The organism is Arthrobacter sp. ZGTC131 (genome assembly GCF_002929275.1).
Classification (GTDB): domain Bacteria; phylum Actinomycetota; class Actinomycetes; order Actinomycetales; family Micrococcaceae; genus Arthrobacter.
Window position 1 is genome coordinate 92,106 of sequence record NZ_PJIK01000004.1, and the last position, 25,761, is coordinate 117,866.

The following is a 25,761-nucleotide window of genomic DNA, read 5'->3' on the forward strand; positions in this document are numbered from 1 at the left end:
GCAGGAGCTCTGCGCGCTGGGTGTGCCGTATGAAGAAGTAGGACACGCGGAAACTGGACACGGGGAAATCACCTGGCCGAAACGGCGCGGCAATGTGGAGGCCCCATCCTGAAGAGACGCCGATCGGCGCGGAGCGCCACCGGACGCCAAGGGTCAGGGCGCGCAGGGATCGAGGGGCGCAGAGTCAACGCGCCAGAAACGCCAGGATGGAGCCCGCCATGAACGAGGTATCGACGCGAAGGATCACCCACTGCGGTGACCTCTCCCCCGGCGACGTCGTCGAGGCGCGCTACAACGGACTCATGTACTACCAGGGGAAGGTCACGGAGACGGTACCGGTCCTCGACATGTTCTGGATCCTCGACTCGAGGACCGGGACCCGGAAGCTGCTGGATCCCCTGGCCTTCGAAGTGGTCCGGGTTCCGGAAAAGCCCTAGGCGTAATGCTTGCCACAATCCCGTTTGCTCTGTATTTTTAGCTCTCACAGCGATCTTTCGGACGGCATTCAGGTAATTCTGAGGTCTCGCCGTCTTACCGGATGATCAGCAGTACGAGTGTGTCTCCTGCTTGGATCATCCGGGGTCAATGGACGAAACCACAATGAGCCCTCGACTGCGCGCTGAAACCGCCGGGGCTGTCCCGGCGGCCAGCTTCGTGTTTCAGGAGATGCACACATTATGAGCGCAGTATCGAAATGGGTTGCCGCTGGTTCGTCAGCGGCTGTTCTTGCCGGGGGACTCTTTCTTGGCGCACCGGCGGCCGTCGCCGCGCCCGGGGATGCCGTATGCCTGCAGGCGTCGTCGCAGTTCGAGGCAGCGCTGTCCGCCGCGGGCATCACCGAGGCCTCCGTTGCTCTGCTCGAAGCCTCCTCCCGGGCCGCGGCTGAAGCCGAAGCCGCCTACCTGGCGCTGTTCGAGGCGGCAGCCGCGGGACCCAGGGCTGCCCTGGACGAGGCTACGGCCGGGCTGGCAGCTGCCAGCGCCGCACAGGATGCCGCCGAGGACGCACTCGAAGATGCCCTGGTTTCCGGCGACGCGACCGCCATCGAGGAAGCCGAGATCGCAAAGGACGCGGCCGAGACCGCCGAGGATGCCGCTGAACAGGCGGTGCTGGATCTCGAGGCCGCCTACAACGCCGCCATCAGCACCCAGCCAATCCTTGACGCCCAGGGCGCGATGGACACCGCAGTCGCCAACTTCGAGAACGCCCTCGCCGCCGTCTCGCTCGACGACGCCACCGCCGCGGAGCTCTCGGGCCTCTTCGATGCGTTCCTTGCGGCCTGCAACGAGGACGCCGTCGTCGTTGACCCCGTTGTCACCTCGCCCGGAAGCACGACGCCGGTAGTCGCCAAGCCGGTCACGGCAGCACCCGCGGGGGCCGGCAACGCCGCTGGGGTGGTGGCCACGAACAAGGGCCTGAACGTGCAGACTGCGGCCGCGGCCGAACCCGGCGTTCACCCGGGCCTGGCGCTGCTGGCCGGGCTGCTGACTGCCGGCATTGCGGTCCCCGCCGTCGTGGCGCTGAGGATGCGCCGCCTGGAGCGGACCCGCAGCTAGCCCGCACGTCCATGGACCCGAACAACACCGCAGCCCAGCGCCGGCCATTCCGCCGGCGCTGGCTTGCGGTGCCCGCCGTGGCCGCCGCCGGGCTGGCGGCCGTCCTGCTCCTGGCTCCGCCCACAGACGGCGGCAGCCCCGCCGTCGGGCAGTCAGGCTCCCCCGCCGCGAGCGCAGCGACCACCGCGCCGGGTCCGAGTGCCCCCGCCGTCCGGGCGGCGAAACCTGCCGGACCGGCCGCAGCCGCGCCCACCCGGATCGCCATCAAGGCCGCGGACATCGATGTGAGGGTGCGTCCGCTGACGCCCAGCGCGGACGAACTCTCCGCCGAGTCCCTCGTCCCGCCGCTCACGCTCGATGCCTACTGGCTGACCAACTACGGGGTGCCGGGATCGGGCTCCGCGAACACCACGTACATCGCAGGGCACAGCTGGGACGGCAAGGACGCACCCTTCAACCGGCTGAGCGACCAGTCCCTCGTGGGCAAGGCAGTCCGGGTGACCACGGCCAAGGGAACCCTGGACTACGTGGTGGATTCGGTAACCACGCACCGCAAGGACACCCTCAAGGACAGCGACATCTGGAACGTGGTGCCCAACAGGATCGTGCTCATCAGCTGCTACACCGAGGACCCGTGGGGCAAGAACGTGGTGGTCACGGCGTCCCCCGCCGGCCGGTAGCCCGGGCCTGCTCCACTTCCTGCAGCGAAACCACCAACCCTCTCCCACCTCCCGCGTGTCAACGGCCAACCCCCTTCCACCTCCTGCAGCGAAACAACGCACCCTCTCGCACTTCCTTCAGCGAAACAACGAACCCTCCCGTAGAACCGGTCAGAGAGGGTGGAGATCCGCTCGTCGTAGAGCTTTTGGAAAGCGCGCAGGTCGCGGGCGACGACCTGCAGGTGGTAGTCGGGATCGCTGAAAGGCCGCTGAGCGGTCAGAACGTTAGGAATCGTGGCGACAGCCTGTTCAAAGGCCTCGACGGTGTCCCTGTCTGCGTTCCGCATCGTCACGAAGACGGCGCGTCGAACATGAGGCCCAGGGCCTCGGCGTCGAGCTGGGCCTGGTAGCCGCTGATGGCGCCGGACTGCTCCAACGCGCGCAGGCTGCGGTTGCCCTCGCATCCGCCATGTGTGGTCCGTACAGGTCACCGCCGACGACTTCGTTCTGGGCGACGACGCTGGCGTCCTCCTTTATTTCCCTGAACCGCGCTGCCGATGTAGCAGAGGTAGCCGCCACCATCCGCGACACCGAACGCGCCCAAGCCGCCCGGATGCACATGGGCACCTCGCTCAGAAGCCAGGCAAACTTTGACGAGTACCTCGCGGCCCGGAGTTCCGATGCAAAGATAACCTTCCGCCAGCACCTCCGCGCTATGGGCGGGCAGATCGAGGAGTGAGCCTTTAGCGACGCCGCACCGTGAGCCCAACTGGTTCAGCAAGTGAGGGTGGCCGGGATGAGTCCCCCGAGTGCCGAGGGCGTGTACCTCGCGGTTGACGACGCCAAGGGCGATCTCCACAACTGGTACTTCGAGTAGATTCTGAACGTGACGACAACCTGCACTGCGGAGGAGGTCTCGTTGGCAGTGACCGATCTGGCTGTTGTTGCCGCGCCGAGTTCGATCGGGGACGACTCGGGGCCGTTTCCGGTTTGCGTGGTGAACCGGTATCCGGTGGCTCCGGTGGAGCCGTTGTTGTGAGACCAGGCGAGGTCCACGGTGCTGTTGTCCGGCAGCAAAAGAACTGTGTTCTGAGTACACCCGAGCGTAGGCGCGGGAAGCGTTGCGGCTGTGAACGTTGCCGTGGCCATGTTCTCGGCGTCGGTAAACGCAGCCCGGGCCTCTGGCGCGTGCGTGAGCGCGACCGAAGTCGTCCCTGCCAGAGCAAGAACTGTCAGGCCCGCCACGCCGCGGGCGCCTTTGCTGCGTCGACCGCCGGAAGCCCGTGGCCGGCCGCCGGAAGCCCGTGGCCGACCGCCTTCGGCAGGCGGAGGCGGCGGCGCCGGTGGCGAGGGCACTGCCCTGCGGCCGCCCCGGGACTTTTGGCCCCGCCCGTACCGGAAGGAAACGTAGAGCAGGTAGGCGGTGACGATCCCGGCGAGGAATGTGGCGGCGGGGCTGCTCAGCCAGGAGACGCCATAGCCCAGCAGCGGTGCGGAAAAGACCACCTTGTCGGCGGCGGTGACGGTGTATGGCTCGGTGTCTGCGACGGTGTTGGCGTCTCCCTTGAGCTTCAACCGCGCTGAATCCCCCGCCGGAACGGAGTCGAGCACGCGGTGGGTGATCCTGACACCTGCCGCGTTCGTCACGCTGACTACGTCCCCGGGCCGGATGCTGGTTGCATCGACGGGAAGGCTGAGCGCGAGGGAACCGGTGGCGATGGCCGGTTCCATGGACCCGGACCGGAAGATCAGGGGTTTCGCGCCGAGGAGGATCCCTGCAAGGGCCGTCAGCAGGCAGAGCGTTCCCAACGTAGCACCGACGGTGAGCAGGAAGTTTTGGGTTCGGGTGAGCGTCCGCATCGCAGGTCAGCTTCCGATGCTTCCGGTGAAGGTAAAGGTGGCAGTGGTGGTTGTCCCCTGTAGCTCGGTGGCCGCGGCGGCGGGCAGTGCCACGAGCAAGCACAGCGCTTCGGTGGTTGCCGGTGCGAGTGGGCGTGCGGTGGCGAGCAGCGGCCCGGCGAGCGGGATGTTTGCCGTTCCGATCAAGGTTCCGGAGCACGTGCCGGCCAGCCCGTTGTTCGTGGCCGTGCCGCCGGTATAGATGCTCACCGTCAGCGCGCTGCCGAGGTCACCGCCCAGACCGCCTGCGCCGTTGGACGCTGTTCCGGCCAGCAGGTAGGCCAGCGGGACCGTACCGGAATTCGCGACCTCGACCATGCCTGCACGGCTAACACCCGGGTACATGCCTGTCATGTTCATGGAGGTGACCGCCACGCTGTCTGCGAGGGTTCCGCCGGGGACGGCGGCGAGCTTGAGGGCCAAGGTACCGGCACTGAAGGTGGCTGTGGCCGTAGCCTCGTCTGTCCAGGCGGCGAGTGTTCCCACGGCTCCGAGGCCGAGGACTGTTCCAATGCACAGCAGCGCCCTGATGCGTACTCCCCGGGGGCTGGAAAGGCCCTTGGGGCGGATGGCATTACGGCGTCCCATGATTCTCCTCTGTCGCTTTCTTGTTCGCCCGTACCCGCAGGACCGCTAGTGTTCCTCCGGCGATCATCGCCAGTGCCGGTATGACCGGCCAGAACCCGGCGAGTCCGGTGTAGGCAAGGCCGGCCTGGTCGGGGTTGTCTGGCAAGGCCTTCGGATCACCGGGACCCACAGAGGCGCCCGGGATGACGGAGTGGCTCATCCTGACCTGGAAAGCCACAGCCCTGGACTGGCCCTGCAGTGCGTTGGTTGCGTCTTTGTTCAGGCCGACGGTGATGGTGACTTTTCTGCTTTCGGTCGCTTCCATCCGCGGCACACGCAACACGACGGCGCCGTCTGCACCGGTCTGCTGTGACGGTGCCGGTTCCGATGTGGCCGAGATCCACAGGTCCTGCCCTGCCGTAACAGGGGCGGGGTCGCTGCCGATCACCGAGACGGAAAGGTCAGCCCGGTCGCGGCTTCCGTTGCGAACCCAGAAGGTCCCGCTGACCTGATCGCCGGGAACGAGAGTGGGCCGGCCGAAAAGCGGCTGGCTCAGCCCCCCGTCCCAGGTCTGCCCGTCCGCGCTGAACAGCAGTCCGTCGGTCGCCGCGGCGGGTAAGGCCGTGGAATAAGCGAGCACCAATCCCATGCCGACGGCGGCAGCACCCCGGCGGGTCATGGCGCCTCCGCCGTCGGCCGGGCCACGCCACGGCGTCTCTTCTGAGTCGCTTCGGCGACCGCCCCGATGCACATGAAGGCCGAGTAACCAAGGAGCGCTGCCGCCGCAATGCCCACCGCCCAGATTCTTTGCTCGCCCGAGAGCCAGCTGTTGACGAATCCGACCAGGGGGATGCTGTACCAGACGGCGCCGCGGATCTGGCCGGCCTTCACCGGCTTTTCGTCCGCAGCAGGGTTCGCGTCCCCCTGGGTTGTGAAGAGCAGCTCCGCACCCAGCGTCGGGGACACAGAGGTGATCCGGTGTGTCACCACGTCCGGTGCCCCGGAGCGGATCTGATAGGTGACGGCATCGCCGACCTTCAGGTCTTCGGGCGCGACGGGTTTGGTGATCACGAGTGTTCCTGGGGACAGGGACGGACGCATCGACGTGGTCAGCACCGTGTAGGCCGATGACCCGGTCAGGCGCGGCACAACCACGGCAGCGAGCAACACGCCAAGGACGGAGAACAGGACAAACCATGAAACGGTCTGGCGGACCCACCACCCGGCACCTGTCCGTGACGCTTTGCGTCGTCCCCTGGCCCTCATCACAGCCACTGATCCCCCCTGAAATTGAAAACTACCTGCGTGGTGCCGGCGGCAGCCGTCGCCGGGGTGCTGCTGTTCAGCGTGACGGTGATGCACAGCGTTTCGGAACCCGACGGCGGCAGCTCCCTGCCGGTGAATGTCGCCATCGGTCCCAGCGGCCCTTCGTACAGGGTGACCGCTCCTCCGCTCTCGGAGTGGCCGCAGGCGGTGTCGTCAGTCACCCGCAGCAGTAATCCCGCCGCGAAGACGTGATCGGCTGCAGTTCCGGCGGTTGCCGCTGCTCCGGTGAGGCCGTACAGCATTTCCGTGGACCCGGCATTGCTGACCGCCAACGGGGCCCGTACTGACTGGCCTGGGACCAGATTCGCGGTGCTGAGGGCGTCGAACACGTAGTCTTCCTGTCCCCCTGCCGTCAGCCGCAGGATCCCGGTGCTAATGTCCCCCGGGTCTGTGAGGGCCTCGTCGCGCCAGAGCGCGCCGGTGGGACTGGCCGCCATCATGACGACCAGTCCCACCCCGGCGGCCAGAACCGGCCACAGCCGATTCTTCACGGCGTTCCTGTTAACGGTGGTATCAGGCGGTCTGCTGCAGGGTCAGTGCCATCCCGTCAAGGTCAATGGACGTGTTCTGGCTGACCTGGGCGTCGGCGGCGAACGTCACGGTGAGGGTGATGTCGACCGTGTACTCGCCGGCCGTGGCGAAGGTGAGGACGTTGCCGACCTTGAGGAGGTCGTCTTCGGCCTCCGTCGTGGCGATCACGGCGGTGGCGCCGGTGGGCAGGGTGAACCCGCTCTCGGCGATTGTCAGGGTGCCGGCGAGGTTGTCACCTTGGGCGTGGATCGTGGCGGAGGTGGTGTAGACCAGGGTGTCGCCGGGCACGATGTTGAAGGTCGAAATATCGCTGATCGGAGCCGAAGTCGCCGTCTCATCGGACCAAGCTCCGGAGCCCAGCTCTAGGTCGAGCACACCCGTGGAGACCGGACCGGCGTTGACATTCTGAGACTCATTCCACAACGCGAACGTTCCAGCCCCACCGAGAAGAAGAATGCCCGCTGCGCCGGCGGCGACTGCGCCCTTGATTGCCTTGTTCATGTGAAAGTCCCCCTGAGACTAAAAGTATTAGGTCCGCGGCTTTGTGCGCGAAGTCCCAACCTTGTCAACCGAATCTCAGGATTAACTTCAGGTTTAAGCAAGGATTAGGACAGGACTCGGGCAGTTTGTCTTGAGGTTTCTAAATCACCGGCAGGTCGGGGGATTAACTACATGCTTGCGGCGGCTTCTTTCATCTGGTCAAACAGAGCAGCGCAGCTTCCTTCTCTGCGCTCCAGATTACTTTCCGTCATCCCCGTCAATAATCCGGCAACAAAATCTCAGGATCGGATCAAGGTCGTCCAGGATTCCCGTATCCGGCCGAGCCCTGGACGTCGGCAGTAGCTGCCTCAATGATCCACGCGGACCAGTCAAGGGGATGCACGGAGGGCCTGCCCAGCAGATAGCCCTGCCCCACGGCCATGCCAGCCCGCGTGACGGCGGCCAGTTCTGCCTGGCTTTCGATGCCTTCGGCCGACAGCGCCGCCCCGGTTTGCTCCGCAAGCTCAACCACATCCACACCGAGCGACTGCGCCTCCCCCGGGTCAATGAGTCCCTTGATGAAATTGCGGTCGAGTTTTATGATGTCGGGGACTAGCTGCAGGATTTGGTCCCGCGACGCGGCACCGGCACCGGAGCCGTCAACCGCCAGGCGCAGACCCCGCTGACGCAGCGGCCCCAACGCCCGCATCAATCCATCTAGCTCCGGGCCTACTACACGGCCCGCCAGCTCGATGACGATCCTGTCCAGAGCGACCTGCCCGCTCTCCAGCAGCGCCTGAACGCGCGGGTCCATGCAAGTTGCCGGGCTGAGATTGAAGGCAACGAACAGGTGAGCTGGAATCTCCCGGGCCGCCGACAGCGCGCTGTGCAGGGCAGCGATTTCCAAGTCCGCACCCAAACCGATGGCCGCCGCTTCCCGAAACCAAGTGTCAGCGCTGGCCCCGTCCCGGCTGACGAACCGTGCCAACGCCTCGAACCCGGCCACGTTTCCGACCGGCAACTCCCTGATGGGTTGGAAAGCGGTCAGCAGCATCCTGCTCCCCAAGACAGCTCTGATGCGTTTTGTGCCACGCCGGTCACGGGACGCGGGAAGGTCCCGGGGGTTCACCGGCACCATCGAGTCCTGGCCCGGGCGGAGTCCCTGGTGTGGTGCAGCATCATCAGCCGGGGAGTCTGTGAGGTCCGTGGTCGTCACGGTGATCAGGTGCTGCAACAGCGCACGTTCCGGCTCGTCCGGGTTCGCCGTCAGCAAGCGCCGCAGCTGAGCTCTGGCCCACTCCCCCTCCGGGGCCGTATCCGTCAGGACATCGTTGATCAGCTCCAGTACTTGGCAGCGGAGAGTAGGCCCCTCCGCGTCCTGTGGCGGTGAGTCCTGGCCCCCGGGCCCCGGACTGGATTCTGCGCCGGCGGCTGCCGGAAGCGACGACTCGTCCTTGGACATCGGCTGTTCCTCCTGGGGTAGGCACTCCGGCTGGGCCCGGTGGTCTGTCACGCCAGTTCCTTGGTCGTTACTCGCCCGTAAGGGCCGGCCGGGAGGGCAGCGAGCCACCCCGGGATGGTCTCCGCAGGTAACGGTTTGCTCCACAGGTAGCCTTGGGCGTGGCGTACGCCCAGGCGCCGGAGTTCGTTGAGCTGGGCCGTGGTTTCCACGCCTTCGGCAACGACGTCGAGATTCAGGCTGCCAGCCATGCCCATGACGAGTTCGATGATCGTCGCACCGTGAGGATCGCTACCGAGCTCTTGTACGAAGCTGCGGTCGATTTTCAAGGTCCGGGCCGAGAGCCACTTCAGGTAGCTCAGGGATGAGTAGCCGGTGCCGAAGTCATCGATAGAAAGTCCCACGCCCAAATGGGAGAGCCGTTGCAGGGTTTCCTTGGGCAGGTCGGGCTGATCCATGAGTACAGTTTCGGTAACTTCCAAGTGGACAGCGGCTGGATCGATGCCGGAGTTGAGAATTGCTGCTTCCACGACGTCGGGAAAGTCACCCGCCACGAGCTGTCGCCCCGAGATGTTCACTGCTGCCGAGAGGCTTTCCGCACCTGGAAGCTGGATTCGCCACCGCTGCACCTGGCGCAGCGCTTCATGGAGAACCCAGCCGCCGATAGGAAGGATGAGGCCCGTTTCCTCGGCGATTGGAATGAACGTGTTCGGCATGATCAGGCCGTGTTCGTGATGGCGCCACCGCAACAGCGCCTCGAAGCCGACGGTGCGTTCCGTGGTGATGTCAATGACCGGCTGGTAATTCAGGGAAAGCTCTCCGCGGTCCAGGGCCAGCCTGAGGTCCGATTCCAAGTTCAGCCGGCCCGCTGCCCGGCCGGTGAGGCGAGCGTCATGAACGGCCGATGAATCGCCTCCGGCCGATTTGGCGCGGTACATGGCAGCGTCCGCACCGCTGAGCATCGACTCGGCCGTGTCATCAGGGCCCGCCAGAGCGATGCCGACGCTGACGTTCAGGTAGATCTTGCGCCCGTCGACTTCAAAGGGATTTCGGGTGGCATCCCTGATCCGTTCGGCCAGCGTCTTGGCTCCTCGTCTGAGCAGGTCCTCGCAGACCACGACGAACTCATCGCCGCCGAACCGGGCGACTGTATCGCCGGCCCTGACCGCGGTCCTCAGCCGCTCCCCCAGGAGAACCAGAATTGTGTCACCGGCTCCATGGCCGATCCCGTCGTTGATCAATTTAAACCGGTCGACGTCGACGAACATCACCACCGGCCGGGAGGCCCGGTCAAGGCATCCCTGGAGCACTTCGGTGATCATATATCTGTTCGGCAGACCGGTCAGCGCGTCATGACGCGCCTGCCACTCCAGAACCTGTTCGGCGTTCTTGCGTTCGGTGACGTCCAAGACCGTGTCAAGGAACCTCAGCGGTTTCCCGTCCGGGCCGCTGATGCTCCGGATTCGTGAATGCAGCCATCGTTGCTCCCCACCGGGGCGGATAATCCGGTATTCGAAATCCGCGAATCCCTGCCCGTCCTCCAGGCTCTTCCATACCCGACGGACCAGGTCGCGGTCCTGCAGATGCGTCAGCTCGAGCAACGAATCCCTCGTCGCAGCTGCACCGGCCGCCAGACCCAGAATCCGGGCGAACTCTTCCGAATGCCAGGTCTCCCCGGTCGCGACCGTGTATTCGACGCTTCCGACATGGGCCATCTCCTGGGCAGCCAGAAGCCGCTCCCGCTCGGCGCCGGCCGCTGCTTTCAGCCGCTGGATCTCCGTGATGTCCCTGGCGATGGCGGACGATCCCACCTGCGCGCCGTCTTGACCGTAGACCGGGGATACGGTCAGCTCAACGTCGATCACTGACCCGTCCTTGCAACGCCACCGCGCTTCCACTCCGGCCGCGAAGCTGCCGCTTCCTATGCGCGCTGTGACTTCCTTGTCGTAGTCCGCTGCGTCAGGGGTGGTCAGCAGGCGATAGCTCTGCCCGATAGCTTCCCGTGAGCTCCAACCGAACATCCGGGTAGCGCCTGCATTCCAACTGGAAATCTTCCCGGTCAGGTCGGCGCCAATGATCGCATCCCCGGAGGATTCCACCATGGCTGAGAGCCGGCGCAGAATGGCCTCGCTGTGTTTTCGGTCGGTGATGTCCTTGGAGATCGCTACGACCGCGACGGGCACTGTGTGCCGGCCACGGATTGGGCTGACCGTGGCGTGGACCGGAAACTCCCTGCCGGTGCGGTGTCGCATCCAGAGCTCGCCGGCCCAGTCCCGGCCATGCGCCAGCCTGTCCGCTATCTCCTGGTCGGTGGCATCCGGCCCGGGCGACTCAGCGCCGCCGATGATTCCGAGGTCCGCGATTGTCATCCCCAAAACCTGGCCCGGGCTGAACCCATACAACCGCTCAGAGGCACGGTTCCAGTACGTGATCCGCCACTCACTGTCCATCCCGATGACCGATTGCCCGATCTCATCGAGCAGCAGCGACTGCATGACCAAATCATCATGCCGTTCTGCAGCCATTGGTCCCCCTACAGCGTCCGAGAGTGTAACTCTCATGTCACGCCGGCACCCTCAGGCTGAAGCACCGTCTTGAGCCTGAAGCCTAGCCCCGCCTGACAGCCGCGGCTATAGAAGAGGCTCAGTTTTTCGAACATGACCTGCCAAAACGGGTGCACGTCTGTCCCACGCGCCACCGCGCAAACACCGATTGGCCCTCCCGCAATTGGCATGCGGGAGGGTCAATTGCGTTGCGTGGCGGCGGGAGCAGGAACCTACTATCCGCGGGCGCTCAGGAACTTTTCGAGCGCGGGGAGGTCGTCCGTGTTGATGTGGTCAACACCGGCGTTGTGCAGCTCGGTCCACATGGCGTCGCGTGCCGGGCCCGCCTGGTCCGGGGTGGCCCAGAAGCGGACGCGGTAACCGTTGGCGTGGGCGGTTTCCACGTAGGCGCGCAGCTTGGTCCGCTCGGCCTCCGGCATCGGGCCGACGCCCTGCCAGGTGAAGAGCTTGGTCCAGTTGTCGCTGACCAGCGGCATCAGCCCGGCCGGCATGCCGGAGGCGAGGTCGTCCGAGCGGCCGTCGTAGAAACCGTACCGCTTGGTCTGGGCCTTCATGGTGGCCAGCGGGCGGTTGCCGCTGATGACGGCCGTGACCGGTCCGGTGGATACCTTGCCGTTGGCGAACCGGCTCATGATGGCCGGGTGTTCTGCCAGTTCCTTCTCCACTGCGGCGTACGTGGCCTCGCCTTCACTCTTGATGTCGATCAGCAGCTGCAGGCTACCGTCCCAGCCGGGGTAGACGCTGTGGCCCTCTTGGCGGACCAGCTCGTCCAGCGGGTCGAGGTACAGGCTCTCCAGGGTGACGCCGGCCTTGGCATCCACGAGGTCGTGGGCAACGCGGAGTTCACCGTCCACCAGCCAGACGTCCGCCTCCACGCTGGTAAAGCCATGCTCCAGGGCGTCCAGCAACGGACGGCCATGCTCGTAGTCGTTGTGCGCGTGGGCTGCGGCGTGCGGCTGCCCCAGGACGACCTCGGTCGCCGGCGCCGCCGAGGACGGGGCGGCAATGCCGGCCAGGGCCGTGAGGGCAACGAGTGCGGTGACGGTGCTTTTGATCAGCACAGGGTTCTCCTTCAGTGCGGGGATGGGTCGCCGCCCGCCTCCCTGATGGGAAGGCCCGACGGCGTGCCCCACCACACTGCCCCGCGCTTGCTAACGCTGCCCCACCGGAGGCTGACGCCACGGTGAACGGCCATGGAAAAAGCCCCGGACCTGAGAGGTCCGGGGCTCGCGTGGGCCGCGTTTTAGCGCTCGATGATGACGGTGAGGTCCACGTGGATATCGTCGTCGGCCACAAGGCGGTCCTGGAGGTAACGGGCAAGACTCGCGTCGGTGGCGGTGTGAACGCTTTCCGGGACCGCTCCGCGCAGCAGCGCCTGGGTGTTCGTGGACTTGACCACGTCCAGGGGCGCCCAACCACGGTGGCCGGAAGTGAGGCGTTCAATATCGGTGCGGAAGGAGCGCTTGTGGTCTTCGCGGACCGTAGCGCGCATGTTGAACGGGATAAAAGAGGGCAAGAGGTCCTTTCACGAGGCAGCCGGTCGTTCGGCGCCCAGTTAGAACAAGGCCCTTGGGCTCCTCGGTATTCCGTTGAAGCAGGTAAGGAGTCCGACGTCACGCCGCGGACGAGATCTGCCGCTTGACCTGCTCGAGCTCATCTTTGAGCAGGTCGACGGTGGCACGGTATTTTTCGAACTCCGCCGTTCGGCGCCGAGCCACGGCGTAACTGATGCCGGCGGCGAGAATGGCAAGCGGGAACGCCACAAGCAGGGCCCAGCCGGACGCGGCAAGGAAGTCCAGCGCTACGGGAAGCGCCTGCTTGAATGCCAGGAACTCGTTCACCCCGCCCACCACTCCGTTCATAGCGGAGTCTAGGGGGCCCAGAAACTGCCCCACGATAGGCGTTCCGGAAAGTGATGGGGCGCTCAGCGGCGGTTCTCCCCCTGCAGACCAGCGCGAATCACGGAAATGGTTCAGGACGTAGATCCCGGCACCCGCGTTGAGGGCCGCGAAGAGCAGGACTGAACCAAGCGCAGTCCAATGAAGTCTTCGCGGCCGCCAGACGCCGGCCACAAGCGCGAAGACGGTGGCCGCAACCCAGGTAAAGATGCGGAGGTCGTCGCGGCTCATGCCGCCCAGTAGATCCAAGGAATTCCCCGCCCTCACAGTTGGAATCAATGCTTGTTCCGGTCCCAAGCGAGCCTATCCCAGTCCCCGGCGCATGACGCCGGCAGCTCCTGGCGCAGGCTGCTGAAGTCGGCATGTGTCAAGGAGTGAGCGAATCCACGCGAGAGAGCGTCAGGAAAAACCCGACCGCAAGTGAGAGAGCGTCAGGAAAGAAGCGACCGCAAGTGAGAGAGCGTCCGGGCGGGTCAGCCCACGTGGATGCCAGGCCGGCGTTCGGGGTCAGGCTCGTTCTCGCGGATGATCTCGCGGACCACCGGCGCCGTGTCCCCGCGGCCCAGCAGCAGGTAACGCATCAGGTGCGCCAGCGGATTGCCCTCAGCCCACTCAAAGTACGCGTGCGGCCGGACTCCGGTGGCATCGCGCAGGGCCAGGAGGATCGCGGCGATGGCGTTGGGCGCCGCCGGGCTGTCCGCGCGCAGCACCCGGTGCCCGTCCACCTCCACGCCCCGGACCTCCAGCACCTCGCTGAACCCGGAGGGGTCCGTGATATCGATCTCCAGGAATATGACGTCGGCAGTGCCGGGCACGGGGTTGTTTTCCCGCTGCACGGCCTCCTTGTCCATGTACTCGGCGGCGTCGCGGGCCTGGGGGCGGTTGGCGATGAGGTTTATCCGCCCGTCGAACTCAAGCGTGTCGGTGATGAACCGGCGGGCGGTCTCGTCGAACTCGATCTTGTCCACGCGCAGTTCGGTGGTCCGGCTCACCCGGGAGACCAGCGAGACAACCACGATGCCCAGGATGAAGAACCCGGAGATGGCCAGTCCGTCCGGCTTTTCGATCACGTTGGCGGCCAGCGCGTACAGCAGGATCAGGGTCAGGACGGAGAAGCCGACGGCGGCCCTGCTCCTCTTGCTCCGGGCGGCGGAAATGCTCACGGCCAGGGCGCCGGAGACCATCACGGCCAGGATGCCGGTGGCATAGGCGCCGGCCTGGGCGTTGACGTCGGCGTTGAAGCCGATGGTGATCAGGATGCTGATGGCCGTGTAGACCAGGACCACCGGCCGCACCGCCCGGGACCAGTCCGGGGCCATCCCGTAGGACGGGAGGTAGCGCGGAACGATGTTAATAAGCCCGGCCATGGCGGAGGCGCCGGCGAACCAGAGGATCAGGATGCTGCTGACGTCATAGACGGAGCCGAAGCCGTTGCCCAGGCGTTCATGGGCCAGGTAGGCCAGGGCGCGGCCGTTGGCCTCGCCGCCCTCCTGGAATGCCTCGGCCGGGATCAGCACCGTGGTCACAAAGCTGCTGCCGAGCAGGTATACGCTCATGATCACGGCAGCCGTGGTCAGGAGCTTGCGCGTGTTCCTGATCTTCGAGGCCAGCCGCTCCGCGGGAGTGGCACCCTTGACTGCCACGAGCGGCATCATGCTGACGCCCGTTTCGAAGCCGGAGAGCCCCAGCACCAGCAGGGGGAACGCCAGCAGGGCGGGGCCGGCGATGCTGCCGAAGCCGCCGCCGGAAGCGGTGAGCGCATCGGTCCAGGCGGCCATGGCACCCGGCTGGGTGACGGCGTCGAAAATTCCGGCGCCGATAATGACGGCATTCAGCAGCAGGAAGACGGCCACCAGGGGGATGGCGACGGCCACCGCCTCGGAGAAGCCGAGCAGGAACACGCCGCCCAGGATCAGGAGCAGCACCACGGTGATGAGGACTGCCTGTCCCTCCAGGAAGGGCGGCAGGTAGGGGTTCTCCAGCATGTGGACCGTGGCGTCCGCGGCGGACAGGGTGATGGTGATGATCCAGGACGTGGCCACGAACCCCAGCAGGATCAGGACGAAGACCTTGCCCTTCCAGAATGACAGCAGGTTCTCCAGCATCGCCACGGAGCCCTGCCCGTGCGGGCTTTCATGGGCCACCCGCCGGTACATGGGCAGCATGCCCAGCAGCGTCAGGGCCACGATCAGCAGGGTGGCCAGCGGTGACAGTGCCCCGGCGGCCAGCGCGGCGATGCCGGGAAGGTAGGACAGCGTCGAGAAATAGTCCACGCCGGTCAGGCACATCACCTTCCACCAGGGCTGCTCGTGCGCCCCGGCCTCGGCCACTTCCGGCCCCGTCGGCTGGTGCACCTTGTGCTCCAGCAGCCACCGCGTCAGGGGGCTGCCGGGGCCGGCCTCCCGCTCCGGATTGGGAACGCTGGCAGGAACGGAATACTGGGTTGGTGCGGTCATGAAGAGTCTTTCTGGGGTTCCGGTTGCGTCGGTTCAGGCTGGGAGCGGGCGACGGCGGGGGCTACTTGGTTGCCCTAATGAACCGGTAGATCATGTAGCCGGTCACGGCGCAGCCCAGAATTAGCAGGAGCAAGGGGGCGTAATCAGCGAACATGGCCGGTCGCCGCTTTCGCGCTTGTGGTGGCCACGGGGCCCTTCGATTCGAGTGGAAACTTTGCTGATGACCACGGGAGCGTAGCACCGGCCACATCCCGCATCGGGCCGGAACCCGGGATCTTAACGCTTTCTTAACGGCCACCTCGTTCCGGCCATCCGCGGTGGATTCGCGGTGGTAGCGTGACGCTTATGCGCGACGTCCCGGGTGCCCAAAAGCGGCAAGACGCCTCCGGCGGAGTCCGCCACGGCCACTGGCATCGCGCGTCGAAGGCGTTTCCGGTCATCCTGAACGTGCTGTCGCCCCAGCACCCTGCCCAGGTGATCGTGCTGGGCTTCGCCGCGGCGGTTGCCGTGGGAACCCTGCTGCTGATGCTGCCCGTTTCGCGGAACGGGCCGGAGGGCGCCCCCTTCTTGGACGCCCTGTTCACCGCCACCTCATCGGTGTGTGTGACCGGCCTGATCACCGTTGATACGCCGGTGTACTGGAGCGGCTTCGGCAAGGTGGTCATTCTGGCCCTGATCCAGGTGGGCGGGTTCGGCGTAATGTCCTTCGGAACCCTGCTCGGCGTGCTGATGGCCCGCAGGCTGGGCCTCCGCTCGCGCCTCTCGGCGGCCGCCGAGACCAAAAGCACCGGCTTCGGCGACGTTCGCAGGGTCCTTCTGGGCGTGCTCGCCATCAGCCTGACCGTCGAGGTCATCCTCGCCGGGATCCTCGCCGCGCGGTTCGTGGCCGGGTACGGGTACGCGCCCGGCCGTGCGCTCTGGCACGGCGTGTTCCACTCGGTGTCCTCATTCAATAACGCCGGCTTCGCCCTGTACACAGACAGCCTGATCGGGTTCGCCGGCGACCCCTGGATCTGCCTGCCCATCGCCGCGGCGGTGATCATCGGCGGCCTCGGTTTCCCGGTGCTGTTCGAACTCGGCCGGCAGTACCGCAAGCCCATCCACTGGAGCATGAACACCAAGCTGGTCCTGGTGGGCACCGCCGTGCTCCTTGCCGGCGGCACCGTCTTCCTCACCGCCGTCGAATGGTCCAACCCCGCAACGCTGGGAGGCCTCAGGCCCGGCGAGCGCGTCCTGGCCGGCTTCTTCCAGTCAGTCATCACGCGCACGGCGGGATTCAACAGCATCGACATCGGGCAGATGTACCCCGTGTCCTGGATGGGTATGGACATCCTGATGCTCATCGGCGGCGGTCCTGCCGGAACCGCGGGCGGCCTGAAAATCACCACGTTCGGCGTGCTGTTCTTCATCCTGGCCACGGAGCTCCAGGGCGGGACGGCCGTGAACATCTTCGGCAAGCGCCTCTCACGGGCCGTGCACCGGCAGGCCATCACCGTGGTTCTGCTGGCCATCGCCCTGGTGGTGGGCTCCACCATGTTCCTCATGATGATCACGGACTTCGGGCAGGAACGGATCCTGTTCGAGGTCGTTTCCGCGTTTGCCACGGTGGGACTCTCCACCGGGATCACCGCGGCCATGCCGCCGGCCGGCCAGGTGGTGCTGATCCTGCTCATGTTCATCGGACGCCTCGGCCCGGTCACCCTGGGCGCCGCCCTCGCACTGCGGGAACGCCCGCCGCTCTACGAATACCCGAAGGAAAGGCCCCTCATTGGCTAAGAACATTTTCTCCCGCCCGGCCGGCAGCGCGGCGCAGGCGGACTCCGTCGTCGTGATCGGGCTGGGCCGCTTCGGCGGCGCGCTGGCACTCGAGCTGGAGGCGCAGGGCACCGAAGTCCTCGGGATCGACGCGAGCGAAGAGATCGTCCAGTCCTACAACGGCCGCCTGACCCACGTGGTCCGGGCGGACTCCACCAAGGAAGAGGTGCTGCGCCAGCTCTCGGTGCACGAGTTCGACCGGGCCGTGGTGGGCATCGGCACGGACATCGAGGCCAGCATCCTCACCACGTCCCGACTCCTCACCTTCAAAAAACCCCAGATCTGGGCCAAGGCCATCAGCGAACCGCATGCCGAGATCCTGGCGCAGCTCGGCGTGGACCACGTGATCCGGCCCGAGCACGACATGGGCAAACGCGTGGCCCACCTGGTCCGGGGCTCCCTGCTCGACTACGTGGAGTTCGAGGACGACTTCGTGATGATCCGCACCAGCCCGCCGAGGGAAGCCCAGGACCGCCCGCTCGGCGTGCTGGGGCTCCGGGACAAGTACGGGATCACCATCGTGGCCGTCAAACGCCCCGGCGGGATCTGGGGCCACACCACGGCCCAGACCGTCCTCTACGAGGAGGACCAGATCATTGTCCAGGGCAGCAAAACCCAGGCAGAGAGATTCAGCAACCTCACCTGACGGGCGTCACCCCGCCTCTATGAAGGCGACCTGCCGCAGGCTGGCGGGAGGCTTCGGTTTCACGGAAACGGCAGGCTTCCGTTCTGCGACGGCGGCCGCTGGCTTCCGATTCCCGACGGCGGACGCCGGCTCCCGCTTCCGCGTGGCGGCCGGCAACAGCTTCCCGACGGCGGCCTCTTTCGTCATCGCGACGGCGGCGGCTGGCTTTCCCACCGGTACGCGCTTGATGCTGAGCTGCTCAAGATCCAGCAGCCGGCGTGCACCGGTCCGGGAATCGATGATCCAGAACAGGTCGATCTCCTCTAACGTGCTGCTCACGGTCCCCCGGTGTACCAGGCGGTCCCGGTGCCAGGCCTCGATCACTTCCCCCGCCGAGAGCTCCGCGCACGAATGCACCTCAAGGTCCTCATCTGCAGCCATTGTTGTGTCCCCTTCCACGGTCCGGCTCAATACAGCCAGCCTGCCGCATGAAGTTTTCTACAGGGTTTCGAGAAAGTGCTCCTTGTGTGTCTGCGCTGTTTCCGGACGGGGCGCAATACCGCACCACCTAGGAACCGCCAACCGCCGAACAATAACACCGCCGGATATTATCTAGGGCCTTTCCCGGAAAACTGCGCTTAACTTTATCTAATCTTGCGGCATTCTCAGGAAAACAACTTCTCATTTCGGAATGTTTATGAAGAGTTCAGTTTATTGTCCGTGAATTTGCACTCGGACAGGGAACTTGTGCGTCCCGGATCGAGGTCGCCCGGAATTCCCCTGAGCTAGCCTCCTGACAACTTGTCTGCGCGCTGCCTCGCGGCCTGGGCGGCTTCGGCATTGCCCAATCGCTGATGGATGTTCGACAGGATGCGCCAGGGCGTTTCCAGGCCAGGATCCAGGGCTGCCGCACGCTCCAGGTCCGCGATCCCCCCGGCGGCCTGCCCCAGACCGAACTGTGCCACGCCCCGGTGAACATAGAGCCCGGTGGAGTACGGCGCCTCCCTGACCAGCCCGTCCAGCAGTTTTTTGGCCGCGCCCGGATCCCCGCTGTAGAGGTAACCGATGGCGAGCGCCGTCCCCGCCTCCTGCGAGCGCGGCGAACGTTCGCGCGCGAGGCTCCCCCACTCAATGGCATGCTGCGCCGCCTGCTGGTCCCCCGCCGTCGCCGGGCCGGCAAACGCCTGGGCCGCTAGAAGTGCGGTGTCGCCGTCCCACGGCCTGAGCTGGCGCGCCTGCTGGAAGGACCGCTCCGCCGAGGCAATCTCGCCCGATTCCAGGGCCCTGACCCCGGCGCCCATCGGCCATTCCGCCGTTGCTGCGGGCACGGTGATTGCGAGGCCCGCGGCGGCCAGGACCAGGCCCGCTGCCCGCGGGGCAGCCGAGCGGAGCTTGCCCGCAGCCGACGTGGCCGTCATGCCGGCGCGGGAACCCGGCAGGACCGCGCCGTCACGGCCCACCAGTCCCCCGCAGAGGAATGCCACCAGGGCCGTGGTGCCGATGGACGTGAAATGGGTGAGCAGGGCGATTCCGTACGCGGCCACCGTCACCAGCACCACCGCAAGGTAGCGCCGTTCGTCGGAACTCTCCGCACCCCGGATCCGCCGAATCACTGCCAACAACGCCACCGCAGCAAGCGCCAGAACGAGCAACAGCAGCGGAACGCCGCCTGCCGAGAGTGCCTGCAGCGGCCAGCTGTGGGGCGAATCGGCGGCGAAACTGTCGCCCACGGATCGGGCCCACTCCTCGTTCAGATACGCCGGCAGCGCATCAACGAAGCCGCTCGGGCCGACGCCGAAGACCGGATCGGCGTCGATCAGGCGGAGGCTCCGGTCCCATAGCAGCCATCGCCCGTCCACGGTCCCGGCGGAAAGCAGCCGGTCGCGGGCGGCCGGCACCAGCAGGACTCCCGCGGCAACGCCCGCCGCAGCCAGCAATGCGCCCGCCACGATTTTGAGGCGGGTCCAGGACCGGCTCCTCATCCACATGAAGGAAGCAAACAATGCCACGATCAGCAGCCCGGCCAGCGCCGCCCGGGAGCCGGAAAGGATCGCCACCGCGGCAGCGGCGATCAGGCCGGCCCGGTGCAGCCACACCTGCCACCCACGCTCCGGGCTACCGCCGGCGGACAGCACACCTGCGATGACAAAGCCGATGAGGCCCTGGTCCGTGGCGTTGCCCAGCGTCGCCCCTGGCCGCACGTCGGTGGCGCCACCCAGCGGCCGCAACCCCGTGCCTTCGAGGAGGGAAACCACGAACAGGACCACGGCAGCCGCGGCCAGCGCCAGGCGCAGAATCCGCCAGCGCGGGCCGGAAGAATCCCCGCCCAGCACCTTCGCGCCCACCGGAAATACGGCCACATACACGCCCAGCGTCAGAAGGCCCTCGTAGCGCGGCCAGCGTCCGGCCATGCTGGCCAGCGGAGTATCAGACAAGAACATGGCGACGGCGATCCACACCAAGCAGGCGGCGGTCGCCGTCTGCACCAGAAGAGGAATCCGTGCCTTCAGCGGAGACAGCAGGCCGGCGAGGACAGCAAGTATCACCACCGCGAGTTTGATCCAGACGAACCTGAACAGGCCTCCGGGTTGAAAGACCAGGATTGACCCTGCCATCAGGATGATGCAGAGCGCGGGCAGCCGGGTAATCGCTTGCTTCATGCGGGGCTGGTGACCTTTCACCCAAAGTTACTTCACTATGGCCATGGCGCTTAGGCACGCTGCTATTTTGACAGACACCCGCTACCGGTTACTAACTCAATTGGACATACAGCGGAAATAATGAAAATCCCGGCATTGAATTCGGATTTAAACAGTTACACTGAGGCGTTCTTTGACAATCAAAAAAATGATGCGGCCCAGCCGCTGCATGACCCATGGGGGGTAAAAATGCTCACTTTGAGCAGGCGATTCCGTTTCCGGTTAGCCGTTTTATTATCGGTTCTGTCAGCGCTGGTGCTGTTCGGCCTTGCGCCGGCCAACGCAGCAGACTTGTCGGATGCTTCCATCAGCGGCAAGGTGACGGCCCCTGCTGGCGTCAATCTCACCGCTACAAATGTCTACGCCTACACCGCCGATGGGTATTCGGGCGCTGGCCACGGCCAGCTCAATGATGACGGCAGCTACACCGTCACCGGACTTCCGGCTGGTTCCTACAAGGTCCAATTCACCGGAAACAACTCCGGAGGCGTCGATCAGTGGTACGCCGGCGCAACGTCCTTCGACGCAGCCACACCCGTCACCCTCACATCCGGCCAAGGCCTCACGGGCATCGACGTGGTCCTGGTCAAGGGCGCTTCTATCAGCGGCAAGGTCACGGTGCCGGCTGGTGCCGACGTCACAGGCGTTGGTGTCATGGCCCTCGCCACGGAGAGCCCGTGGCAAAACGGCTACGGCCGCGTGAATGCGGACGGCACGTACACACTCCGCGGACTTGCGGCGGGACCCTACAAGGTCCAGTTCACCGGAAACAACTCGGGTGCGGCAAGCCAGTGGTACGGCGGGGGCGCAACGTCCTCTGCCGCCACCCCCGTCGTCCTCGGGGCGGGCCAGGACCTCACGGGCATCAGTCCTACCCTGGCCATGGGCGCCTCCATCAGCGGCACGGTTACTGCACCTGCGGGTCTAGACCCTAATGCCGGCCAGGTAAACTTCGTCCTGCCGGACGGGAACTGGGAAAATTCGGTGCAAATCGGTGCCGACGGCGCCTACAAGGTAACGGGCCTTCCTGCGGGCACGTACAAGGTGCAGTTTTCCGGGAACAGTGGCGGCTCGTTGGACCAGTGGTACGCAGGCGCCTCTTCCGAAGCCACGGCCACGCCCGTGACGCTCGCCGCGGGCGAGGACCGTACCGGGATCGACGCCATCCTCGTCAAGGGCGCGTCGATCAGCGGAAAGGTAACTGCACCGGCGGGAGTGAATCCGGCCTCCATCCAGGCCACGGTCTACCAGGCCGGCGGAACGAACCCCAATTACGTAGCCTCCTCCTCCGTCAACGACGACGGCACGTACAAGGTGGCCGGTCTCCCGTCAGGCAGCTACAAGGTGCAGTTCGCCGGGTACAACACGGGCGCGCTGGTGCAGTGGTACGCCGGCGCCGCATCGTTTGAGGCCGCCACGCCCGTCACCCTGACAGCGGGTCAGGATCATGTTGACATCAACGCCACCCTCGTCAAGGGCGCGTCAATCTCCGGCAAGGTCACCGCACCGGCCGGCATCAACCTGTCCGGAGTGCAGGCCTATCTGTACACATCGGACAGCTACTACTCATTTGCAGCCTCCGTCGACGTCGCCGCCGACGGCTCCTACAACTTTGCCGGCCTGGCAGCCGGGTCCTATAAGGTCCAGTTCGCAGCGGGAACCTCGGGGGCACTCGACCAGTGGTACGGCGGTCTGTCGCACAGTGCGGCCACAACCGTCCCCGTATCGGACAGCCAGGACCTGGCTCTGAGCGACACGCCCCTCGTCAAGGGCGCCACCATCAGCGGTAATGTCACAGCTCCGGCTGGGGTCAACCTCTCCGCGGTTACGGCGCGCGTGTACAACGCAGACAACTTCAGGGCATCCGCCGTGACCGCCCAGGTTCGGGCCGACGGCACGTACAGGGTCACGGGCCTCCGCGCCGGAAACTACAAGGTCCAGTTCTCGGGCTATGACACGGGCGCGCTGACCCAGTGGTATGCGAGCGGAACCACCATGGAAACCGCCACGCTGCTGCCCCTCACCGCAGGCCAGGATCTCACCGGCATCGACGCGACTCTGACTAAGGGCGCGTCCATCACGGGCAAGATCACGGTTCCCGCCGGCGTCGACCTGACGATGGTAAACGTCTCCGCCACCGCAGAGGGAAGCGCCAACGGCACGTATGGGCAGGTGAACGCGGATGGCACGTACGCGATCAAAGGACTTGTCGCGGGAACCTACAAAGTAAAGTTCTCAAGCTACAACTCCGGGGCCCTGGACGAGTGGTACAACAACGTCCAGACCGCGGCGGAGGCCACGCCCATCACGCTCACGTTGGGCGAGGACCGGACGGCCGTTGACGCCACTCTTGCCAAGGGTGCCGCCATCAGCGGCAAGGTCACGCTGCCGGCAGCCGGATACTCCTCGGAGGCCTACATCACTGCCTACAAGGCCAGCGACAACTCAATGGCCGGCTCCACTTGGGCGAATGCCGATGGCACTTACTCACTCCGCGGCCTGTTGCCGGGGAACTACAAGATCTCCTTCAGTGCCTTCGGCACCGGAGCACTGCCGCAGTGGTACAAGAACGCCTCCTCCATTGACACCGCCACCACGGTGCCGGTCACCGAAGGCCAGGACGTGACCGCCATTGACGCAACCCTGATCAAGGGCGGCACCATCAGCGGCAAGATCACCGCCCCTGCAGGGACCAACCTCAATGCATCCCAGATCATCGCGACGAAGAACGGGGCCAGCAATGCGGCCCCCGCGTACGGCTATGTGAATCCGGACGGAACGTACTCCGTGATCGGGCTCGAGGCAGGCACGTACACCGTGCGGTTCTCCGGCGGCCAAAGCGGCGCTGCGGATGCCTGGCACGGCGGAGCAACTGCAGCCAGCGCCACCCCGGTGACCGTAACGGTCTCGCAGACCGTGACGGGCGTGGACATGACTGCAGTCACCGGAGCCTCCATCCAGGGCAAGGTCACCGGAGCCAGCACAGCAACCGGATACCTCGTCTCTGTGCTGGACAACAGCGGCAAGACCGTCAAGAACGGCGTCTCTGACCCCAGCGGCAACTACAGCGTGGTGGGGCTGGCGGAAGGCTCGTACAAGGTAGCCTTCAACCGCTCCAGCGGCTACTCGCTGGAGGAGGCGCAGTTCTTCCAGAACAAGCCCGAGTCCGCCGGTGTGGGGCAGGCCCAGTCCATCCCCGTAACCCCGGGCCAGCCGGTGCAAAACATCGACGCAACCCTGACGTCCGGCGGATCCGTGACCGGCACCCTGCTGAACAAGGAGGGCAAGCCATTCTCCGCGTTCGTCCAGGCCTACACCATCGACGGCTCACTCGTGACCCGCGCCGGCCTCAGCGATGCGGACGGCAAGTACACCATCAAGGGCCTGACGTCAGGAAACTACATCCTGCGGGTGAGCGGCGGCCCGGTTACCGGCGACCTCTACTCCGGTAACGCCGCCACAGAAGCCACTGCAACACCGGTGACAGTGACCAGCGGCAACGCCACCACGCACGATCTGTCGTACGCCTCGGGGTCCCTGACCGCACCGGTTCCCACCATCACGGGAACCGCCAAGGAGGGATCGACGCTGACGGCCGTCCCGGGCACGTGGGCTCCGGAAGGAGTCGCGCTGACCTACCAGTGGAAGTCCAACGGGACAGCCGTTGGACTCGCCATCGCCGGCGCGACTGCCAGTACCTACAAACTGACGGCGGCCGACGTCGGCAAGACAATAACCGTCACCGTAACCGGCACCAAGGGCGGCTACACGACGGCGGCCCAGACGTCGGCGCGCACGGCAACTGTCATGGCCCTCAACCCTGTGCTCACGGCACCGGTACCCGCCATCACCGGAACTGCCAAGGTCGGCTCCACGCTGACCGCCGCACCGGGCACCTGGGGACCTGTCTCTGTCGCGCTGGGGTACCAGTGGAAGGCCAACGGCATCGCCATCGCGGGCGCCACCGCCAGCACTTACAAGCCTGCGGCGGCGGACGTGGCTAAGACGCTGACTGTCACGGTCACCGGAACAAGGGCGGGCTACACCACCGCCGCCAAGACCAGCGCGGCAACGGCCAAGGTCGCAGTCGGCACGCTCTCCGTGCCGGTACCTGCCATCACCGGCGCCGCCAAGGTCGGCTCCACGCTGACCGCCGCAGGAACCTGGGGACCGGCTCCCGTCACCCTCAAGTACCAGTGGAAGGCCAACGGCATCGCCATCACGGGCGCCACGGCCAGCACCTACAAGCCGGCCGCAACTCTGCTGGGCAAGGCCCTGACCGTCACCGTCACCGGATCGAAGGCCGGCTACACCGCCGTCACCAAGACCAGTGCGGCAACGGCCAAGATCGCGGCGGGAACTCTCACCGCACCGGTACCGGTCATCACCGGCACCGCCAAGGTGGGCTACGCGCTGACGGCAACAGGAACCTGGGGGCCGGCACCCGTCACCCTCAAGTACCAGTGGAAGGCCAACGGCATCGCCATCACCGGCGCCACCGCCAGCACGTACCGGCCGGTGTCGGCCGTTGTGGGCAAAACCCTGACGGTCACCGTCACCGGAGCCAAGACCGCCTACACCACTGTGGCCAAAACCAGCGCGGCCACGGTCAAGGTGGCAGCGGGCACGCTGACGGCACCGGTGCCCGCCATCACGGGCACCGCCAAGGTGGGGTCCCTCCTCACCGCAGCCCCCGGCGTCTGGGGACCTGCGCCGGTCACGCTGACCTACCAGTGGAAGGCAAACGGCATCGCCATCACCGGCGCCGCCGCCAGCACCTACCGGCCGGCAGCAGCGGTGCTTGGCAAGACGATCACCGTCACCGTGACCGGGTCCAAGGCCGGCTACACCGCCGCGGCCAAGACCAGCGCGGCAACGGCCACGGTCGCAGTGGGCACCCTGACCGCCCCGACACCAACCATCACGGGCGCTGTCAAGGTCGGCTCCACCCTCACGGCCGGCGGTCTCTGGGGACCGGCACCGGTCACGCTGACCTACCAGTGGAAGGCGAACGGCATCGCCATCACCGGCGCCACCGCCAGCACGTACAAACCGGCCGCCGCTGTCAGGGGAAAGATTCTGACGGTCACCGTCACTGGCCGGAAGGCGGCTTACACCGCCGTTGCCAAGACGTCGGCGGGCACCGTCAAGGTGGTCTAGGAGCCAGCCCCAAAGCAGTAACCCGAAGCCCCCGTCCAGATGATTCTGGGCGGGGGCTTCGTGCGCC

22 protein-coding genes are annotated in these 25,761 nt (G+C 66.0%); 7 read left to right on the forward strand and 15 right to left on the reverse strand.

Going from position 1 to position 25,761, the window contains the following annotated elements:
• Nucleotides 1-218: 218 nt before the first annotated feature.
• From CXQ90_RS07255 to CXQ90_RS07265, 3 genes are all read left to right on the forward strand, one after another.
• Nucleotides 219-437: a hypothetical protein gene (locus CXQ90_RS07255; protein WP_104138327.1), complete on the forward strand. Its 219-nt coding sequence runs from the start codon at nucleotides 219-221 to the stop codon at nucleotides 435-437.
• A gap of 240 nt (nucleotides 438-677) precedes the next feature.
• Nucleotides 678-1,556 (forward strand): hypothetical protein, encoded by an 879-nt coding sequence (locus CXQ90_RS07260; protein ID WP_104138072.1) that lies wholly within the window; start codon nucleotides 678-680, stop codon nucleotides 1,554-1,556.
• Between the two features lie 11 nt (nucleotides 1,557-1,567).
• Nucleotides 1,568-2,236: a class F sortase gene (locus CXQ90_RS07265; RefSeq protein ID WP_104138073.1), complete on the forward strand. Its 669-nt coding sequence runs from the start codon at nucleotides 1,568-1,570 to the stop codon at nucleotides 2,234-2,236.
• Here CXQ90_RS07265 and CXQ90_RS07270 read toward each other — a convergent pair.
• Entirely contained in the window at nucleotides 2,176-2,679 is a 504-nt protein-coding gene (locus CXQ90_RS07270) for an Lrp/AsnC ligand binding domain-containing protein (protein WP_308470546.1), read from the reverse strand. The two genes, CXQ90_RS07265 and CXQ90_RS07270, sit on opposite strands and share 61 nt — an antisense overlap.
• Nucleotides 2,680-2,684: 5 nt before the next feature.
• Between CXQ90_RS07270 and CXQ90_RS07275 the strand changes: the two genes are divergently transcribed.
• A complete protein-coding gene (locus tag CXQ90_RS07275) occupies nucleotides 2,685-2,954 on the forward strand; it encodes a hypothetical protein (RefSeq protein WP_181038461.1) in 270 nt (89 codons plus the stop codon).
• Between the two features lie 35 nt (nucleotides 2,955-2,989).
• Here the strand turns inward: CXQ90_RS07275 and CXQ90_RS07280 are convergent, their stop codons facing one another.
• The 12 genes from CXQ90_RS07280 to CXQ90_RS07335 all read right to left on the reverse strand — a co-directional run bounded on the left by CXQ90_RS07280 (nucleotide 2,990) and on the right by CXQ90_RS07335 (nucleotide 15,395).
• Nucleotides 2,990-4,075, reverse strand: a complete 1,086-nt coding sequence (locus tag CXQ90_RS07280; RefSeq protein WP_104138075.1) for a signal peptidase I — start codon at nucleotides 4,073-4,075, stop codon at nucleotides 2,990-2,992.
• 6 nt (nucleotides 4,076-4,081) lie between these two features.
• The gene (locus tag CXQ90_RS07285; RefSeq protein WP_104138077.1) at nucleotides 4,082-4,702 is read right to left on the reverse strand and encodes a SipW-dependent-type signal peptide-containing protein; all 621 of its coding nucleotides are present in this window, start codon (nucleotides 4,700-4,702) and stop codon (nucleotides 4,082-4,084) included.
• Entirely contained in the window at nucleotides 4,689-5,360 is a 672-nt protein-coding gene (locus CXQ90_RS07290; protein WP_104138078.1) for a hypothetical protein, read from the reverse strand. The genes CXQ90_RS07285 and CXQ90_RS07290 overlap by 14 nt, the downstream gene beginning before the upstream one ends.
• Complete coding sequence (locus tag CXQ90_RS07295; RefSeq protein ID WP_104138080.1) at nucleotides 5,357-5,947, reverse strand: signal peptidase I; 591 nt, start codon at nucleotides 5,945-5,947, stop codon at nucleotides 5,357-5,359. Before CXQ90_RS07295 ends, CXQ90_RS07290 begins: the two co-directional genes overlap by 4 nt.
• Nucleotides 5,947-6,498, reverse strand: coding sequence for a hypothetical protein (locus CXQ90_RS07300; RefSeq protein WP_104138081.1), 552 nt, complete (start codon nucleotides 6,496-6,498; stop codon nucleotides 5,947-5,949). Before CXQ90_RS07300 ends, CXQ90_RS07295 begins: the two co-directional genes overlap by 1 nt.
• A 22-nt stretch (nucleotides 6,499-6,520) precedes the next feature.
• Nucleotides 6,521-7,039 carry an alternate-type signal peptide domain-containing protein gene (locus tag CXQ90_RS07305; protein ID WP_104138083.1) on the reverse strand — a complete coding sequence of 173 codons (519 nt, stop codon included), beginning with the start codon at nucleotides 7,037-7,039 and terminating at the stop codon, nucleotides 6,521-6,523.
• Between the two features lie 289 nt (nucleotides 7,040-7,328).
• On the reverse strand, nucleotides 7,329-8,531 hold the full coding sequence (locus tag CXQ90_RS07310) for an EAL domain-containing protein (protein ID WP_258064402.1): 1,203 nt from the start codon (nucleotides 8,529-8,531) through the stop codon (nucleotides 7,329-7,331).
• Nucleotides 8,528-11,002: an EAL domain-containing protein gene (locus CXQ90_RS07315; RefSeq protein ID WP_104138084.1), complete on the reverse strand. Its 2,475-nt coding sequence runs from the start codon at nucleotides 11,000-11,002 to the stop codon at nucleotides 8,528-8,530. The genes CXQ90_RS07310 and CXQ90_RS07315 overlap by 4 nt, the downstream gene beginning before the upstream one ends.
• A 254-nt stretch (nucleotides 11,003-11,256) precedes the next feature.
• Nucleotides 11,257-12,102, reverse strand: coding sequence for a phosphatidylinositol-specific phospholipase C/glycerophosphodiester phosphodiesterase family protein (locus tag CXQ90_RS07320; protein WP_104138086.1), 846 nt, complete (start codon nucleotides 12,100-12,102; stop codon nucleotides 11,257-11,259).
• A 182-nt stretch (nucleotides 12,103-12,284) separates the two neighbouring features.
• A complete protein-coding gene (locus tag CXQ90_RS07325) occupies nucleotides 12,285-12,557 on the reverse strand; it encodes a hypothetical protein (RefSeq protein ID WP_258064403.1) in 273 nt (90 codons plus the stop codon).
• Nucleotides 12,558-12,654: 97 nt separating this feature from the next.
• Nucleotides 12,655-13,170, reverse strand: a complete 516-nt coding sequence (locus CXQ90_RS07330) for a hypothetical protein (protein WP_104138089.1) — start codon at nucleotides 13,168-13,170, stop codon at nucleotides 12,655-12,657.
• Between the two features lie 242 nt (nucleotides 13,171-13,412).
• Nucleotides 13,413-15,395 carry an APC family permease gene (locus CXQ90_RS07335; protein WP_104138090.1) on the reverse strand — a complete coding sequence of 661 codons (1,983 nt, stop codon included), beginning with the start codon at nucleotides 15,393-15,395 and terminating at the stop codon, nucleotides 13,413-13,415.
• A gap of 345 nt (nucleotides 15,396-15,740) precedes the next feature.
• Here CXQ90_RS07335 and CXQ90_RS07340 point away from each other — a divergent pair, with 345 nt between their 5' ends.
• Both CXQ90_RS07340 and CXQ90_RS07345 read left to right on the forward strand, forming a co-directional pair.
• On the forward strand, nucleotides 15,741-17,171 hold the full coding sequence (locus CXQ90_RS07340; protein ID WP_258064404.1) for a TrkH family potassium uptake protein: 1,431 nt from the start codon (nucleotides 15,741-15,743) through the stop codon (nucleotides 17,169-17,171).
• Nucleotides 17,164-17,856, forward strand: a complete 693-nt coding sequence (locus CXQ90_RS07345) for a TrkA family potassium uptake protein (RefSeq protein ID WP_104138091.1) — start codon at nucleotides 17,164-17,166, stop codon at nucleotides 17,854-17,856. The genes CXQ90_RS07340 and CXQ90_RS07345 overlap by 8 nt, the downstream gene beginning before the upstream one ends.
• A 6-nt stretch (nucleotides 17,857-17,862) precedes the next feature.
• On the opposite strand, the gene CXQ90_RS22305 is transcribed toward CXQ90_RS07345, so the two are convergent.
• A complete protein-coding gene (locus CXQ90_RS22305; RefSeq protein ID WP_181038462.1) occupies nucleotides 17,863-18,276 on the reverse strand; it encodes a hypothetical protein in 414 nt (137 codons plus the stop codon).
• Between the two features lie 344 nt (nucleotides 18,277-18,620).
• The gene (locus CXQ90_RS07355) at nucleotides 18,621-20,495 is read right to left on the reverse strand and encodes an O-antigen ligase family protein (RefSeq protein ID WP_104138093.1); all 1,875 of its coding nucleotides are present in this window, start codon (nucleotides 20,493-20,495) and stop codon (nucleotides 18,621-18,623) included.
• Nucleotides 20,496-20,732: 237 nt separating this feature from the next.
• Here CXQ90_RS07355 and CXQ90_RS22310 point away from each other — a divergent pair, with 237 nt between their 5' ends.
• Nucleotides 20,733-25,694, forward strand: coding sequence for an S-layer family protein (locus CXQ90_RS22310; RefSeq protein WP_181038463.1), 4,962 nt, complete (start codon nucleotides 20,733-20,735; stop codon nucleotides 25,692-25,694).
• The last annotated feature ends 67 nt before the right edge of the window (nucleotides 25,695-25,761 follow it).

What these genes read in the sequence shown, in the direction of transcription:
- CXQ90_RS07315 (WP_104138084.1), bottom strand. Translation starts at nt 11,002, where the DNA reads ATGGCTGCAGAACGGCATGATGATTTGGTCATGCAGTCGCTGCTGCTC.
- CXQ90_RS07270 (WP_308470546.1), bottom strand. Translation starts at nt 2,679, where the DNA reads ATGCGAGGGCAACCGCAGCCTGCGCGCGTTGGAGCAGTCCGGCGCCAT.
- CXQ90_RS07295 (WP_104138080.1), bottom strand. Translation starts at nt 5,947, where the DNA reads ATGAGGGCCAGGGGACGACGCAAAGCGTCACGGACAGGTGCCGGGTGG.
- CXQ90_RS07280 (WP_104138075.1), bottom strand. Translation starts at nt 4,075, where the DNA reads ATGCGGACGCTCACCCGAACCCAAAACTTCCTGCTCACCGTCGGTGCT.
- CXQ90_RS07290 (WP_104138078.1), bottom strand. Translation starts at nt 5,360, where the DNA reads ATGACCCGCCGGGGTGCTGCCGCCGTCGGCATGGGATTGGTGCTCGCT.
- CXQ90_RS07340 (WP_258064404.1), top strand. Translation starts at nt 15,741, where the DNA reads ATGCGCGACGTCCCGGGTGCCCAAAAGCGGCAAGACGCCTCCGGCGGA.
- CXQ90_RS07255 (WP_104138327.1), top strand. Translation starts at nt 219, where the DNA reads ATGAACGAGGTATCGACGCGAAGGATCACCCACTGCGGTGACCTCTCC.
- CXQ90_RS07275 (WP_181038461.1), top strand. Translation starts at nt 2,685, where the DNA reads ATGTGTGGTCCGTACAGGTCACCGCCGACGACTTCGTTCTGGGCGACG.
- CXQ90_RS07285 (WP_104138077.1), bottom strand. Translation starts at nt 4,702, where the DNA reads ATGGGACGCCGTAATGCCATCCGCCCCAAGGGCCTTTCCAGCCCCCGG.
- CXQ90_RS07265 (WP_104138073.1), top strand. Translation starts at nt 1,568, where the DNA reads ATGGACCCGAACAACACCGCAGCCCAGCGCCGGCCATTCCGCCGGCGC.
- CXQ90_RS07335 (WP_104138090.1), bottom strand. Translation starts at nt 15,395, where the DNA reads ATGACCGCACCAACCCAGTATTCCGTTCCTGCCAGCGTTCCCAATCCG.
- CXQ90_RS07260 (WP_104138072.1), top strand. Translation starts at nt 678, where the DNA reads ATGAGCGCAGTATCGAAATGGGTTGCCGCTGGTTCGTCAGCGGCTGTT.
- CXQ90_RS07330 (WP_104138089.1), bottom strand. Translation starts at nt 13,170, where the DNA reads ATGAGCCGCGACGACCTCCGCATCTTTACCTGGGTTGCGGCCACCGTC.
- CXQ90_RS07305 (WP_104138083.1), bottom strand. Translation starts at nt 7,039, where the DNA reads ATGAACAAGGCAATCAAGGGCGCAGTCGCCGCCGGCGCAGCGGGCATT.
- CXQ90_RS07355 (WP_104138093.1), bottom strand. Translation starts at nt 20,495, where the DNA reads ATGAAGCAAGCGATTACCCGGCTGCCCGCGCTCTGCATCATCCTGATG.
- CXQ90_RS22305 (WP_181038462.1), bottom strand. Translation starts at nt 18,276, where the DNA reads ATGGCTGCAGATGAGGACCTTGAGGTGCATTCGTGCGCGGAGCTCTCG.